This window comes from Mycolicibacterium arenosum, assembly GCF_024320865.1.
Lineage (GTDB): Bacteria > Actinomycetota > Actinomycetes > Mycobacteriales > Mycobacteriaceae > Mycobacterium > Mycobacterium arenosum.
This window is the reverse complement of record NZ_JANDBD010000011.1, coordinates 49,983-65,089: the sequence shown is the minus strand read 5'-3', so window position 1 is coordinate 65,089 and position 15,107 is coordinate 49,983. Positions and strand designations below refer to the sequence as shown.

Below are 15,107 nucleotides of genomic sequence, written 5' to 3'. Positions count from 1 at the left end.
GAGTCGAGCAGTGTTGTTGATGCCGCACCAGATCGTCGAACGGTCACTGCAGGACCGCTTCGATCAGAACGTCCGCAAGCACTACTTCCGCGGCATGGAGTTCGCCGGGCCGGCGGGTGACCCCGGCTGGTTCGGACCGGGCAGCGCGGTGTGGCACGTGCACTCGCACCTGGAGGCCCTGGTATTCGGGCTGCAGTGCGCGGCGTACATCGAACGCCTCGACCCGTCGATCTACTGGATGGGCATGCACCACTCGCGACTGGTGCAGCGCGACGAGAAGACGGGGGTCGCCCGGCCGTACATCGATCCGGCGGGCGCGGCCGTCCGACTGGGCCACTCCATCGCGTTCTTCATCGGCACCGCGTACGGCTCGACGGCGACGGCGGAGCGGCTGGCGCAGACGGTGCGCGCCATGCACCACACGATCAAGGGCACCCGGCCCGACGGCGCCACCTACGACGCCGACGACCCGGACTGGCTGCGCTGGAACTACGCCACGGTGGTGTGGGGACTGGCCACCGCACACGAGATGTACCACCCGAATCCGTTGCGCGGCAGGAAACTCGACCGCTACTACGGCGAGTTCATCCGCGTCGGTCACGCCCTTGGAGGCACCGACCTGCCGACCACCAAGGCCGAGACGCTGGAGTGCCTGCAGTCCTACCTGCCGCGGCTCGCGGTCACCCACGGCGCGGCGATGGCGACCGGACCCAACCTGCCGATGCCCCAGGCCGCGATCGACTGGGCCATCCGCGACACCATGCCGAAATGGGCCAAGCAGCTCATCCAGCACCGCGATCCGAACATCGTCGAGCGCACGGCCCGCCGCACCGCGGTCTGGTCGGTCATCAACGGCTTGCACACCGCCGCGGGCGCGATCCCCGAGTTCCGGCAGGCCCAGGCTCGGGTGAAGGGCGGCACGACGGTGCCGCACACGCTGCCGACACACGTGCCGGGCACCGACCCGGTACGCACGCGCGACGAGGTGGAGCACAGCTTCGCCTGACGCGCGACTTCCGCCGGAAAGACGACTGTGACCTGTTCCACACGAATTTTCGCCGTTCCAGCCACTTTTGAGACACTGCTTCTATGACTACGACCAAACACCGCGAGGTGGCCAGGATTGACCGGGTGCCTCTGCCCGTCGAGGCCGCTCGCATCGGGGCGACGGGGTGGCAAGTCACCCGTACCGGCGCACGGGTCGTCGCGAACCTGTTCGGCAAGGGCTCGCTCCAGGAGAAAGTCGTCAAGCAGGTCCCGCAGGCGTTCTCCGACCTCGGCCCCACCTACGTCAAGCTCGGCCAGATCATCGCCTCGAGCCCCGGCGCGTTCGGCGAACCCCTGAGCCGCGAGTTCCGCAGCCTGCTCGACCGGGTGCCGCCCGCCAACACCGAGCAGATCCACAAGCTGTTCAAGGAGGAACTCGGCGACGAGCCGGCCAATCTGTTCAAGTCGTTCGAGTACGAGCCGTTCGCCTCGGCGTCGATCGCGCAGGTGCACTACGCGACGCTGCACACCGGCGAGGAGGTCGTCGTCAAGATCCAGCGACCCGGCATCCGCCGCCGCGTCGCCGCCGATCTGCAGATCCTCAAGCGCGGCGCGCAGCTGGTCGAGTTGGTCAAGTTGGGCCGCAGACTGTCAGCGCAGGACGTCGTCGCCGACTTCGCCGACAACCTCGCCGAGGAACTCGACTTCCGGCTCGAGGCGCAGTCGATGGACGCCTGGGTCGCGCACATGCACGCGTCACCGCTGGGTAAGGACATCCGCGTGGCGCAGGTCTACTGGGATCTGACGAGCGCGCGCGTGCTCACCATGGAGCGCATCCAGGGCACCCGCATCGACGACGTCGCCGCCATTCGCAAGAAGGGGTTCGACGGCGAAACCCTGGTCAAGGCACTGCTTTTCAGCCTCTTCGAGGGCGGTCTGAAGCACGGGCTGTTCCACGGCGACCTGCACGCGGGCAACCTGTACGTCGACGACGACGGCAAGATCGTGTTCTTCGACTTCGGCATCATGGGCCGCATCGACCCGCGCACCCGCTGGCTGCTGCGCGAGCTGGTGTACGCGCTGCTGGTCAAGAAGGACCACGCCGCCGCGGGCAAGATCGTCGTGCTGATGGGAGCCGTCGGCACCGTGAAGCCCGAGGCGCAGGCCGCCAAGGACCTGGAGAAGTTCGCGACCCCGCTCACCACCAAGTCGCTGGGCGACCTCGGGTACGCCGAGATCGGCAAGCAGCTCTCCGCGCTGGCCGACGCCTACGACGTGAAGCTGCCGCGCGAGCTGGTGCTCATCGGCAAGCAGTTCCTCTACGTCGAGCGCTACATGAAGCTGCTGGCACCGCGGTGGCAGATGATGAGCGACCCGCAGCTCACCGGCTACTTCGCCAACTTCATGGTGGACATCGGCAAGGAGCACAAGGCCCACGAGGGCGAACTCGACATCTGAGCAGGCGCGCTACAGGGCCACCGCGGCGCCGTAATCGGGCAGTTCGCCGCGATGACGGTGTTCGGCTGCGCGCTCGATGTCTGCGCGCGACGGAGCGTGTGGCGTCATCGCGCGCTCGATGCCGAGCGCGTCGCCGATCTCGTTCCAGCCGACGCCGGCACTGTGGGCCGCGAGCGCTGCGACCTCCACCGCCCGCGTCGCGCGGTGGAGCTCCTTGCTCTTGCGAATCCACTTGGCCTTGCTCCGCGCGCGATCCAGTGCAGCGCGCGCCGTCACGAGATCCAGAAGCGCGAGGCTGTCGACGGATGCCAAGTTCGGCGAATCTGCGGCATCGAGTCGATGCCGGTCACTTATCCCCATAAGTTTGCCGGTCCCCCCAGTCAGTGGACTCATGATGACACCCGGCAGCACGATTCGCAACGGCACCGCGAGGGGCGAATCAGCGCGCGGACGTGCGAGGAAAATAACGTGGCCGACCAATCGACGGACCCCGGCGGCGGCACAAACAGCGCTACATGCGCGCGGGCGAGATGTTCGCCGGAACGGGCACCCGAGTTCGTCGCCCGCCCGATCACCGCGATCGAACGGCACCACTATCCTTGCCGGAGTGGCTAACCGGGGGGCTGGAGGTTGTGATGGAGGTTCGGACGGGTACCGCACGTGCGGGTGACCTGGATATTTACTACGAGGACATCGGCGATCCGAACGATCCCGCCGTCCTGTTGATCATGGGGTTGGGGGCGCAGCTACTGCTGTGGCGCGAAGGGTTCTGCGAGCGGCTGGTTAACCAGGGCCTGCGCGTGATCCGGTTCGACAACCGCGATGTCGGCCTGTCGAGCAAGGTCGAGGGCAAGCACACCGGGGCGCCGCTGCTGCCCAGAATGGTGCGCTCGTATCTGGGCAGGCCGAGCCCCGCGGTGTACACGCTGGAGCACATGGCCGACGACGCCGCCGCGCTGCTCGACCACTTGCAGATCGAGCAGGCGCACATCGTCGGCGGCTCGATGGGCGGCATGATCGCTCAGGTCTTCGCGGCTCGCTATCAGCATCGGACCAAGACCCTCGCGGTCATCTTCTCCAGCAACAACCAGCCGATGCTGCCGCCGCCCGGCCCTCGGCAGCTGCGCGCCGTCACCACCCGGCCCAAGGACACCTCACGCGACGGGATCATCGCCAACGCCGTGAAGGTCACCAGGATCATCGGCAGCCCCGGCTACCCGGTACCCGAGGAGAAGGTGTTGGCGGACGCGGTGGAGGGTTACGACCGGTCCTATTACCCGGCCGGAGTGGCCAGGCACTTCAGCGCCATCATGGGCAGCGGCAGCCTGCTCGGCTACGACAAGCAGATCACCGCACCCACGGTCGTCATCCACGGCAAGGCCGACAAGCTGATGCGTCCGGCCGGCGGGCGCGCGGTAGCCAAGGCGATCCGCAGGGCACGGTTCGTCCTGTTCGACGGAATGGGCCACGACCTGCCCGAACCCCTCTGGGACGACATCGTCGGGGAGCTGAAGACGACCTTCAGCGAAGTTCCGTGACCTGATTCACGAGTTCGGCTTTACCAGTCTCAGGGCGTATCGTCCGGGGGAATTCCATCAGGGCTCGGGGGCGTCACCGGCGACAACCGCCGAGCACCTGATCGCACGAGAGGCGCCACCATGGCGAAAACCGCCCGCAAGAACGTCCTCAAACCGCACTTCGACGACGTGCAGGCACACTACGACCTGTCCGACGACTTCTTCCGGTTGTTCCTCGATCCCTCCCAGACCTACAGCTGCGCGTACTTCGAGCAGGACGACTACACGCTGGAGCAGGCGCAGCTCGCGAAGGTCGACCTGGCGCTCGGCAAGCTGGGCCTCGAACCGGGTATGACGTTGCTGGACATCGGCTGCGGCTGGGGTTCCACGATGCTTCGCGCGCTGGAGAAGTACGACGTCAACGTCATCGGCCTGACGCTCAGCAACAACCAGAAGGCCCACGTCGAGCAGGTGTTCGCCGAATCCGACAGCCCCCGGTCCAAGCAGATTCTGCTGAAGGGCTGGGAGGAGTTCGATCAGCCCGTCGACCGCATCGTCTCGATCGGCGCATTCGAGCACTTCGGCCGGGACCGCTGGGACGACTTCTTCGCGATGGCCTACAAGGCGCTGCCCGACGACGGCGTGATGTTGCTGCACACCATCACCGCGTTGACGCTGCCGCAGATGACCGAGCGCGGGCTCCCGTTGACGTTCTCGATCGCCCGATTCGTGAAGTTCATCCTCACCGAGATCTTCCCCGGCGGATACCTGCCCACCACCGAACTGGCGGGCGAGCACGCGGCGAAGGCCGGGTTCACCCTCACCCGGACGCAGTCGTTGCAGGCGCACTACGCCAAGACGCTGGACCACTGGTCGGCTGCGCTCGAGGCCCGCAGGGACGAGGCCATCGCGATCCAGTCCGAAGAGGTCTACGACCGCTACATGCACTACCTCACGGGCTGCGCGAAGGGCTTCAAGGACGGCTACATCGACGTGTGTCAGTTCACGCTGGTGAAGTAGTTAATCTGGGACCGGTGAGCTACACCAAAGCGGGTATTCCGAACCCCATGCCCGACCTCAAACCGCACTTCGACGACGTGCAGGCCCACTACGACCTGTCCGACGAGTTCTTCGAACTGTTCCTCGATCCGAGCCGCACCTACAGCTGCGCGTACTTCGAGCAGGACGACTACACGCTGGGCCAAGCTCAACAGGCGAAGATCGACCTCTCACTGGGCAAGCTCGGACTGCAGCCCGGTATGACGCTGTTGGACATCGGGTGCGGCTGGGGCTCGACCCTGCTGCGCGCGCTGGACCAGTACGACGTCAACGTCATCGGCCTGACGCTCTCGGCCAACCAGTTCAGCCACGTCCAGAAGTCGTTCGCTGCCTACACCGGCCCGCGCAGCGCGACGGTGCTGCTGCAGGGGTGGGAGCAGTTCGATCAGCCCGTCGACCGGATCGTGTCGATCGGCGCCTTCGAGCACTTCGGCAGCGATCGCTGGTCCGAGTTCTTCACGAAGGCCCACCGGGTGCTGCCCGACGACGGCGTGATGCTGCTGCACACCATCACCAGGCTGACGCTGGCCGAGGTCGAGGCTCGCGGCATTCCGCTGACCATGGAAGCGGGCCGGTTCGCGATGTTCGTCGCCAAGGAGATCTTCCCCGGTGGCCAGCTGCCCGCCATCGAGGCCGTTGAGGAGCACGCGTCCGACGCCGGTTTCACCACGACGCGGATCCAGTCGCTGCAGCTGCACTACGCCCGCACACTCGATCTGTGGGCGGCGGCGCTGTCCGCGCGTCGGGACGAAGCGATTCGGTTGCAATCCGTCGAGGTGTACGACCGGTACATGAAGTACCTGACCGGATGCGCCGACCTGTTCCGCAAGGGCTACATCGACGTCAACCAGTTCACGATGGCGAAGACACGTCATCCGAATTAGGGCCCGGCACCTGCGAAACGCTAGGGTGAACGGCTAGTTGCGCGCGTCGTGCGGGTAAGCCACGCGCGGTCACCAATCAGGAGAAAAATGGCTGACAGCACTGACACGAAGGACATGACTCCTCATTTCGAGGACATCCAGGCCCACTACGACCTGTCCGACGACTTCTTCGGCGTGTTCCAGGACCCGACGCGCAAGTACAGCTGCGCGTTCTTCACGGGCCCGAACGTGACGCTGTCCGAGGCGCAGATCGCCAACGTGGATCAGCATCTGGATCGGTTGGATCTCAAGCCCGGTATGACGCTGCTCGAGGTCGGCTGCGGCTGGGGGCTGACTCTCCAGCGCGCCATGGAGAAGTACGACGTCAACGTCATCGGCCTGACGCTGAGCAAGAACCAGCAGGCGTACTGCAATCAGCTGCTGAGCAAGATCGACTCGCCGCGCACGTTCGACGTCCGACTCGAGGGCTGGGAGCAGTTCCACAGCCCCGTCGACCGCATCGTGTCGATCGAGGCGTTCGAGCACTTCGGCAAGGACCGCTGGGACGACTTCTTCAAGACCTGCTTCGAGATCCTGCCGGACGACGGGCGGATGACCATCCAGAGCAGCGTCGGCTACCACCCGTACGATCTCGCCGAGCGCGGCAAGAAGCTGACGTTCGAACTGGCTCGCTTCGTGAAGTTCATGATCACCGAGATCTTCCCCGGCGGTCGCGTTCCGACCACGCAGATGATGATCGAGCACGGCGAGAAGGCCGGCTTCACGGTGCCCGAGGCGATGTCGCTGCGCAACCACTACATCAAGACCCTCGGCATCTGGGCGAGCCGGCTGGAAGCCGCAAAAGACGAGGCGATCGCGGCCACCGATCTCGAGAACTACGAGCGGTACATGAAGTACCTCACGGGGTGCCAGTACTACTTCATCGACGAGGCGATCGACGTCAGCCTCGTCACCTACCTGAAGCAGAACGCGGCCGCCTGACGTTTCAGTAGTCGAAGGGCCCCGGCACTTTCCGAGTGTCGGGGCCGTTCCCGTCTTGGGTCCAGCTAACAGGCGGAATACATCGGATAAGCCTGTTTTGAGCCGCCGGTATCGCCACAGCCCCCTAGTCGGGGACGTTCGCCGTTGCCGACATGACACCTATCGGACACGAGAAGACCGCCTAACCGGCCCGACCCTGGGTCACGGCTCCGGTCGGGCATCACACGCAGTAGTCAGAACAGTTTGCTGAAGCAGATGCTAAGCATTATTGACGAGTTTGCCAAAAAAGCACCATCGGCGCAGCTGAAGGGCATGTACGGATGAATCCACACGCACTATCAGCCGAGAGCTTGGGTTTTGCTGTCAAGTGGCCGTACACAATGCAAAAATGACGCATGTCTCAAGAATTGGTATGCCGAGCAGGGGAACTGGGCGCGCTAGCCGATTTTCTGACGTCAGCCTCCCTGGGTCCGGCGGGCCTCACGATCGAGGGCGAAGCCGGCATCGGCAAGACGACGCTGTGGAACGCCGCCACTGAGCAGGCACGGGAGCGCGGGTACCGGGTCCTCTTGGCTCAGGCTGGCCAGGCCGAATCGGCGATGAGCTACGCGGCGGTAGCGGATCTGCTGAGCGACGTGGAGTCGTCCCACCTGTTGCGGCTACCGGAGTTGCAACGGACCGCAGTTGACCGAGTGTTGCTGCGCAGCGGCGACGACGGCCCCGAAACCGATCAGCGGATCGTAGCGGCCGCCTTCTTGGCCGTTATCGAGATGTTCGCCGCGGATGCGCCGGTGCTGTTGGCAATCGACGATGTCCATTGGCTCGACGCATCCAGTAGGGCGGTAGTCGTCTTCGCGGCTCGCCGACTCAAAGGACGGGTGGGGGTGCTCGTCACCGAACGCCTTGAACCGACGTGCCCCTCCGCGAGGACCTGGCTCCGTGTGGGCACCAGGAATGTCATCGGTCGAATCCCTCTAGGCCCGTTGAGCCTGAGTGGGCTCTACACGGTCGTCGCGGGACGGTTGGGCAGTACGCCTCCGCGACCCCTGATGGTGCGCATCGCCGAGCTCTCCGAGGGCAATCCCTTCTTCGCCCTCGAGCTGGCGCGCGAGGTGCAGGATCACGGACCATCCGCCGTGCGCGAGCTGCCCCGCACACTGGTGGACGTGGTGCGTTCCCGAATCGGCGAGATCGACGACGAGGTCCGTAACGTGCTGCTCGCGGCGGCGTGCGTCACCGATCCGACCGTGGACCTGCTAGCCGGAGCTACGGGTTTGACCGCCATCGAAACCGTCGAACTCCTCGAAACCGCCGAGAGCAGAGGCCTTGTCGGCATCGAGGGGAACAGGGTGCGGTTCGCCCATCCCCTCCTTGCCCGAGGCCTCTACACCGAGGCCCGTCCGTCGCGCCGCCGCAAGATGCATCGGGCACTGGCCGAAGTCGAGGCTCTACCCGAGGTGAAAGCCCGGCACCTGGCACTTGGCACGACTAGCGAGGACCCGAAAACCCTGGAGGCGCTGGACGCCGCAGCGGAATCCGCGCGAGCGCGAGGCGCGTCGGCTGCGGCCGCCGAGCTGATCGATCTCGCCATCGACCTGGGCGGCGACACCCCTCCTCGCCGGATCGACTCGTCCAGATACCATTTCCACGCCGGCAATTACGGACACGCCCGCGCACTTCTCGAGCCCCTGATTGCGGTCCTGGCACCCGGTCCAGTGCGAGCGACCGCGGTCGGTCTGCTTGCCGAGATCTGCTTGTATCACAACAGTTTCGAACAGGCCGCCGGAATGCTGCAGGATTCGCTGCAGGATGCCGATAGCGACCTCGCCCTGCTCGCGGAGACCTTGATCCTGTTGTCCTTCGCCAGACTCAACACCGCCGAGTACGACAGGTCGTTCCACAACGCGAGTCAGGCGGTGAAACTCACCGACGAGCTCGACCTGCCGGCCCTGAGCAGCCGGGCGTGCGCGATGTGGACGATGGTCAACTTCGTCTGCGGACAGGGTGTCGACGAGCAGAGGCTGGACCGAGCGCTCGAGCTCGAGGACTGCGACGTTGATGCCCCCGGTCCCCTCGACGCGAGCACAGTGAACGCCCTGGTGCTGGCCTGGACCGGCCGACTGGATGACGCGCGCGAGTACGTGTCCGCCGTGCGTAGCCGCTGCATCGAGCGCGGCGAGGACGGCCACGCGATGTTCATCGATCTGCACAGCGCGTTGATCGACGTGTGGCGGGGAGATTTCGCGGCGGCCGCAACCACCGCCACCGATGCGACCGAACGTGCCGAACAGCTCGGCGGTGATCACGCATTGGTCATCGCCGATACCATCGGAGCCGTCGTCGCTGCCTACACGGGACGCGAGCGGGAAGCTCGCGCACAGGCTCGCGCTGCGATCGAGCGGGCCAACCGTTGCGGCTCACCACGTTTGGCAGACCAGGCGATCGCGAGCCTGGGGTTTCTCGAACTCTCGCTGGGCAACAGTGCCGACGCCCTGACGACGTTGCAGCCGCTGGTCGCACGATTCGGCACCCTGCCAGGGATGGAGATCGTGAGCGCCACGTTCTTGCCCGATGCGATCGAGGCCATGATCGCGCGGGGTCAGATCGAGGACGCCGAACCCATGATCGAAGCGTTGGAGCATCACGGCCGACGACTGGACAGAGCCTGGATGCTCGCGATGGCCGCCCGTTGCCGCAGCATGATGTTGGTTGGCCAGGGCGATGTTCCGGCGGCAACTCGCATGGCACACCGGGCGATGGCTGAGCACGATCGGTTGCACATGCCGTTCGAACGCGCCCGTACCCAGCTGCTACTTGGCCAACTCCAGCGCCGTCAGCGCCAAAGAGATTCCGCCACAGCTATATTGACCGAGGCACTGGTCGCGTTCGACGGAATGGAGGCGACTCTGTGGGCCGATCGAGCCCGCACTGAGCTGGCACGCATCGGGGTGAGCGGGCCCCAAACCACACTGCTCACCCCTTCGGAAGCGCGCGTCGCGGAACTGGCGGCTGCCGGGATGACCAACCGCGACATCGGCGCCGAAGTCTTCATCAGCCCGAAAACCGTCGAAGCCAAGTTGGCTCGGATCTACCGCAAGCTCGACATCCACACTCGAGCCGAGCTCGGCCGAGAAATCGGCCGGCAACGGCAACGAACTTCCCGGTGACTTCCGGTGCGGGGGCGGTCGAGACTTCGGATCGACCCGAGCCATAGGGGCGGACGGTGCAAAACGATAGGCAAACACCCGATTCCGACCGCACCGGCCATCACTACCCTTCTTCTATATAGAAGCTGTCGGAGCACCGACGCTCGGGCCCGTTGTCTGCGAATCAGCAGACAAGGTCTGGTGATGTAAGGGGTTTGGGAACGATGATCAAGAGAATTCGGACCGGCACTGCCGCCTGTGTGATCGCCGCCGCTGCCATCATGACACCCGCCGCGGTCGCCAACGCCGAACCCGTCGCGCCCGTGCCAACGAGCGGCATCGGCACATCGGCGGTCCCGGACTGCGTCTTGGACACAGACGAAGCGTGCCCTCCCAACCTCGCCCCGTTCGCCTTCAGCTCTTCCAGCATCACTTCGTTCGACCCCAGCTCGATCTTCCAGAATCCGTTGTGGTGGTTCGGCACGCCCAACCCGACTCCCCCGACGCAGACCACGGTCTTCGAGTTCTATCCGCTAGCGCTGATTCCCGGCTTCCTTCAACCGTTCTTCGGGTGGTTCGGAAGCATCAACTTCGAATTCTGCGTCGCCGGCCTCACCTTGCAGATCGGGCCCTACGGCACGGTATCGGGGTCATACAGCCGAGGCTGCGCCTAGTCCGGTCCGACGCGACCTATCAGCTCGTGCGTCGTCCTGAGCCACGCCGCTTCGTGGCCGCACCCTCGAAGTGGAGATCTCGGCCGAGCACAGGAGACCTCTGAGTGCGCATCTTCTCGCAGCACCCGTTCCGGCGAAAGCAGGAAGACGTCGACGGCGGAGCTCTGGAACCGGCTGACAGCGAGGACATTTCCCAACCTCCGCCAAGGTGGGATCGCCGACGTGCCACGTGGACCGGTGCGCTACTGCTCGTAGCCGGCGTCGGTTTCGGAGGCTGGCTGGGCTTCGAAGCCGTCGAGGCGAAGTCGAACCTCTACCAGGCGCGGGCCAGTGCAGCGGAGGCGAAAGATGCTTTCGCTCAGGGTGATGCGGAGGCTGCAGCGAAATGGGTAGGTGAAGCACAGTCCCATGCCCAGCTCGCACGCGACTCGACTCATTCGCTGCCCTGGAACATCGCGTCACGGGTGCCGTGGCTGGGGAGCCCCTTCGAGACCGGGCAACAGATCTCCGATGTCGTGCTCGGCCTCGTCGACGATGTGCTTCAGCCCTCTCAACAAGTCGGAGCAGCGATCTCACCGGACCGACTGCTCGAGGGCAACCGCTTGAACGTCACGTTGCTCCGCGACGCCGGACCTCAGCTGAGCGACATTTCGGCTGCCGCCGCGAAACTCGACGGCGAAGCACAGGCGATCGCGGAACCGACGTATCTCTCGGCTCTCCGCGACGCTCGCACGCAACTTCAAGCACAGGTCTCCGACATCTTGTCGACGATCCACAATACGGCTCTCGCTGCGCGCCTAGCGCCATCGATGATGGGGGCCGATGGCCCGCGGACCTACTTCATGGGATTTCAAACGAATGCCGAGGCCCGCGGCACCGGGGGATTGCTTGGAGCTTTCGGCATTCTCCACGTCGACAACGGCATCGCAACCGTGGACGACCTCTCGGCGAACGATCAGATCAACGGGCCCTTCACTCCGATCGACCTGGGCGCGGAATACACCGAACAGTACGGGTACACCAACCCGACTACCGATTCCCGCAACAGCAACCAGAGTTCACATTTTCCATATGCCGCGCAGATCTGGAAGTCGATGTGGGCGCAGGAGTCGGGAATGAACGTGGACGGCGCAATCGCCATCGACCCCGTCGCTTTGAGCTACGTGCTCAGAGCAGTCGGCGCCGTGGCGATGCCGGACGGTGAGGTGATCACGAAGGACAACGTGGTCGAACTCACCGAGTCGACGGCTTACAGCAGGTTTCCGACGGACCAGCGAGCTCGCCAGATGTACCTACAGGACATCGCCAATGCGGTCGTCAAGAAGATGACCGGACCCGTCGAATCGCCGCACCACCTCCTCGAAGCGCTGGGGCAGGCGATTCGGGAGCGCCGAATCGCCGTGTGGAGTTCGTCGCCGTCCGAACAGAAGATTCTCGAGGAAACTCCGCTCGCACATGCGATCCCCACCGATCCAGCACCATATGCCGAGATCGTGATCAACAATCTTGGTGGCGATAAACTCGATTACTACCTGAGAAGAGAAATCGAGTACACAGCTGATGGCTGCGACGGCGACACGAGGATGTCGACCGTCACAGTTGGCCTAACCAATATCGCCAAGAATGAACCGCTACCCGATTACGTCGCTAATTCGGCGGGTCTTCTGCCTCAACTTCCAGTTAAAGCGCCGCGCGGCACGATGTTCACGTCAGTTCGCCTTCTCGCGACGAACGGTGCCGAGTTGGTGAGCGTCCTTGCCAACGGCCAGCGCGTCGCCGCGTTCGAAAATGTAGAACGCGGTCATCCGAGCTTCGAAGTGCAGGTCGCAATACCGCCCGGACAGTCAGGTGAACTCAGCTTCCGCCTTTCCGAGCCGACAGCGCCGGGCGCGGCGCGTGTCCCCATTCAACCGTTGCTCGACACCGTCACTCCCACGATATCGGTGCCGGAATGCACGAATTGAACCAATCGTATTCAACGGTGAAGGAGGGGCATTGAGTCTCCAAGATTATGCGAAACTGCTGCGTGCGCGGTGGCTCACCGTGCTCGTTACGACGATCATCGGCGTGCTTGCCGCGGTTTCGATCACGTTGTTTACGACTCCGCTTTACAAAGCCTCGACGGGACTCTTCGTGTCCACGACCTCGAGCGGCTCGGTAGCCGAGATTTATCAGGGAAATCTTTTCTCTCAACAGCGCGTACTGTCGTATACCCAGCTGATCATGGGCGAGAATCTCGCTCAGCGCACCATCGACAAACTCAACCTCGACATGACCCCGGATTCTCTTCAAGCGCGTGTCAAGGCGAGCGCGAGAAGTGACACTGTCCTTATTGATGTAGACGTAGTCGATGAATCACCCGTCCGGGCACGCGATATTGCGAACGCGTTGTCCGACGAGTTCGTCGTCATGATCCACGACTTGGAAACTCCGACCGGCGGTGGTTTGCCCGATTCTCGCGTGGTCGTTGAACAACGCGCGTCGGTTCCCGATGAGCCCGTCACTCCGAGAACCGCGCTCAACATCGTGCTCGGCCTAACCGTAGGCCTCATCTTGGGAATCGGCCTCGCGATTCTCCGCGGCCTGCTCGACAACACGGTCAAAAGCCGTGAGACGATCGAGGAGATCACGGGTGCCAGTCTTGTCGGCAGCATTCCCTACGACAAGGAACGCCGCAAGGAAGCGGCAATAACGTTCGACAGCGACAACTCGCCGATTGCTGAGGAATTTCGGAAGCTCAGGACCAATCTGCAGTTTCTCGCGGTGGATAATCCCCCGCGGGTGATCGTCGTCACCAGTTCGATGCCGGCTGAAGGGAAAACCACCACCGCCATCAACATTGCGCTCGCTCTCGCGGAATCCGAGCACGACGTCGTGCTCGTCGGTGGCGACATGCGACGTCCTAAGCTGGAGGACTACCTCGGCTTAATCGAGGAGGTCGGTTTCAGCACGGTTCTGGCTGGCCGCGCATCCCTCGACGACACCTTGCAGCAGACTCGCTTTCCGCGGCTGACGGTCCTCGCCTCGGGAGCCATCCCGCCCAACCCAAGCGAACTGCTCGGATCGTTGGCGGCGAAGAAGGTTCTCAACGATCTGCGAGCCAAGTTCGACTACGTCGTGATCGATTCGTCGCCACTGCTAGCGGTGACAGACGGCGCCATACTCGCGGCATGTGCCGACGGCGTTCTCGTCGTGGCGCGATTCGGAGCGACCAAACGCGAGCACCTAGCTCAAGCGGTCGGAAGTCTGGACGACGTCGGGGCTCGACTCCTCGGAGCGGTCTTCACGATGACACCTGTTCGCGGGGGAGGGTCCTACAGCTACTACGGCACGTACGGGGAGAAGCAGGCTCCCCGTCCCGTGCCACCCGTTGACTCCACGGCAGCGACCCCATCCCTGCATCGATCGGTCATCATCCCCGAGCCGGCCGCCAACGGGTGCGAGCGTGTGGAGCCGTCGTCGCCGTGACGTCGACTCGTGATGCCGGTGCGTTCGGCGCCGCGCACGCCCTGTTCCGTAGGCTTCCGCCCACTTGGCGAACGGAATTGAAGAGGATTCTCGGAAACCAGGGACATGGACGGAGCGGCTTCGACTGGCTGACGGCCCGCAAGGATGCAACGGGTAAGAAGCGACTTGATCGCGCACTCGAGGGGCTGATTGAGACGCTGGGCCCGGAGACGGCACGAAACCTCGGGGGGAAGGTCTGTATCGACTTCGGCGCGGGGTATGTGCCGACGGATGGAATCGCGCTGTGGCTCCTCGGGGCGAGTGAAGTTCACGGTGTCGACTACAACAACCTCGCCAGGCCGAGGGAGATCGCCAGGGCGGTGAGAGCTGCGGACACTGGTCGGATCGAGAATCAGCTGCGCGCACTTCAACTGGAGTTCGCGTGGTCCGATCGAGTCGACACGGTCAGACGATGGGCGATCAAGGACGTCGACTCGTTTCCCCCCGGTTACACCTATGTCGCACCCGCGGACGTCATCGCTTCGCCCTTTCGCGTTCCGAAATTCGACGTCCTGGTGTCCACGAGCGTGCTGGAGCACATCCCCCCCTCGCTCATGATCTCGATGTTGGACGCGCTCAAGTCACGGGAAAACGAACGCGCGACGCACATCCACCGCGTCGACTTGCGTGATCACCGCGACTTCGACAGCGACCCTTACGGTTTCCTTGATCCATCACGGCAGTTCGACGCCGAGGTGGACGCCGACTCTCGCGGAAACGGTTTGACGCTTCACGACTGGGAGGCCCTACTCGCCGGCCATCCCGAGTTGGGTCTCGAAGTGAGTGGATACGAGGCTGGACGACCGCATCTCATGCCCGCGGCCGCACCGAAGTCGGCTACGCACGTCGTAGCCGACTGTGTCGTTCTGCGGAGTGTGTGACTGCGCCGGGTCT

12 protein-coding genes are annotated in these 15,107 nt (G+C 64.2%); 11 read left to right on the top strand and 1 reads right to left on the bottom strand.

The features are described 5' to 3' along the window. The first annotated feature begins 13 nt into the window (after positions 1-13). Together NM203_RS24380 and NM203_RS24375 are read left to right on the top strand one after the other, a co-directional pair. Positions 14-1,006 carry an oxygenase MpaB family protein gene (locus NM203_RS24380; protein ID WP_255063360.1) on the top strand — a complete coding sequence of 331 codons (993 nt, stop codon included), beginning with the start codon at positions 14-16 and terminating at the stop codon, positions 1,004-1,006. Between the two features lie 83 nt (positions 1,007-1,089). After that, positions 1,090-2,445, top strand: coding sequence for an ABC1 kinase family protein (locus tag NM203_RS24375; protein ID WP_255063138.1), 1,356 nt, complete (start codon positions 1,090-1,092; stop codon positions 2,443-2,445). A gap of 9 nt (positions 2,446-2,454) precedes the next feature. Here NM203_RS24375 and NM203_RS24370 read toward each other — a convergent pair whose 3' ends face one another. Continuing rightward, on the bottom strand, positions 2,455-2,757 hold the full coding sequence (locus NM203_RS24370; RefSeq protein WP_255063137.1) for a hypothetical protein: 303 nt from the start codon (positions 2,755-2,757) through the stop codon (positions 2,455-2,457). 323 nt (positions 2,758-3,080) lie between these two features. Between NM203_RS24370 and NM203_RS24365 the strand changes: the two genes are divergently transcribed. From NM203_RS24365 to NM203_RS24325, 9 genes are all read left to right on the top strand, one after another. After that, positions 3,081-3,983, top strand: a complete 903-nt coding sequence (locus NM203_RS24365) for an alpha/beta fold hydrolase (protein ID WP_255063136.1) — start codon at positions 3,081-3,083, stop codon at positions 3,981-3,983. Positions 3,984-4,103: 120 nt separating this feature from the next. Next, positions 4,104-4,982, top strand: coding sequence for a cyclopropane mycolic acid synthase family methyltransferase (locus NM203_RS24360; protein WP_255063135.1), 879 nt, complete (start codon positions 4,104-4,106; stop codon positions 4,980-4,982). A 47-nt stretch (positions 4,983-5,029) separates the two neighbouring features. After that, positions 5,030-5,905 (top strand): cyclopropane mycolic acid synthase family methyltransferase, encoded by an 876-nt coding sequence (locus NM203_RS24355; protein WP_255063359.1) that lies wholly within the window; start codon positions 5,030-5,032, stop codon positions 5,903-5,905. Between the two features lie 87 nt (positions 5,906-5,992). Continuing rightward, a complete protein-coding gene (locus NM203_RS24350) occupies positions 5,993-6,886 on the top strand; it encodes a cyclopropane mycolic acid synthase family methyltransferase (protein ID WP_255063133.1) in 894 nt (297 codons plus the stop codon). A gap of 395 nt (positions 6,887-7,281) precedes the next feature. Next, entirely contained in the window at positions 7,282-10,053 is a 2,772-nt protein-coding gene (locus tag NM203_RS24345; protein WP_255063132.1) for a helix-turn-helix transcriptional regulator, read from the top strand. 203 nt (positions 10,054-10,256) lie between these two features. Continuing rightward, entirely contained in the window at positions 10,257-10,706 is a 450-nt protein-coding gene (locus tag NM203_RS24340) for a hypothetical protein (protein ID WP_255063130.1), read from the top strand. A gap of 104 nt (positions 10,707-10,810) precedes the next feature. Then, positions 10,811-12,670 (top strand): DUF4012 domain-containing protein, encoded by a 1,860-nt coding sequence (locus NM203_RS24335; RefSeq protein ID WP_408633406.1) that lies wholly within the window; start codon positions 10,811-10,813, stop codon positions 12,668-12,670. 31 nt (positions 12,671-12,701) lie between these two features. Beyond that, positions 12,702-14,174 (top strand): tyrosine-protein kinase domain-containing protein, encoded by a 1,473-nt coding sequence (locus NM203_RS24330; protein WP_255063129.1) that lies wholly within the window; start codon positions 12,702-12,704, stop codon positions 14,172-14,174. Further along, positions 14,171-15,094, top strand: a complete 924-nt coding sequence (locus tag NM203_RS24325; RefSeq protein ID WP_255063127.1) for a hypothetical protein — start codon at positions 14,171-14,173, stop codon at positions 15,092-15,094. Before NM203_RS24330 ends, NM203_RS24325 begins: the two co-directional genes overlap by 4 nt. Positions 15,095-15,107: the final 13 nt, after the last annotated feature.

Coding starts and splice junctions, on each gene's coding strand:
- NM203_RS24375 (WP_255063138.1), top strand. CDS start 1,090: ATGACTACGACCAAACACCGCGAGGTGGCCAGGATTGACCGGGTGCCT.
- NM203_RS24365 (WP_255063136.1), top strand. CDS start 3,081: ATGGAGGTTCGGACGGGTACCGCACGTGCGGGTGACCTGGATATTTAC.
- NM203_RS24360 (WP_255063135.1), top strand. CDS start 4,104: ATGGCGAAAACCGCCCGCAAGAACGTCCTCAAACCGCACTTCGACGAC.
- NM203_RS24355 (WP_255063359.1), top strand. CDS start 5,030: ATGCCCGACCTCAAACCGCACTTCGACGACGTGCAGGCCCACTACGAC.
- NM203_RS24350 (WP_255063133.1), top strand. CDS start 5,993: ATGGCTGACAGCACTGACACGAAGGACATGACTCCTCATTTCGAGGAC.
- NM203_RS24345 (WP_255063132.1), top strand. CDS start 7,282: ATGTCTCAAGAATTGGTATGCCGAGCAGGGGAACTGGGCGCGCTAGCC.
- NM203_RS24340 (WP_255063130.1), top strand. CDS start 10,257: ATGATCAAGAGAATTCGGACCGGCACTGCCGCCTGTGTGATCGCCGCC.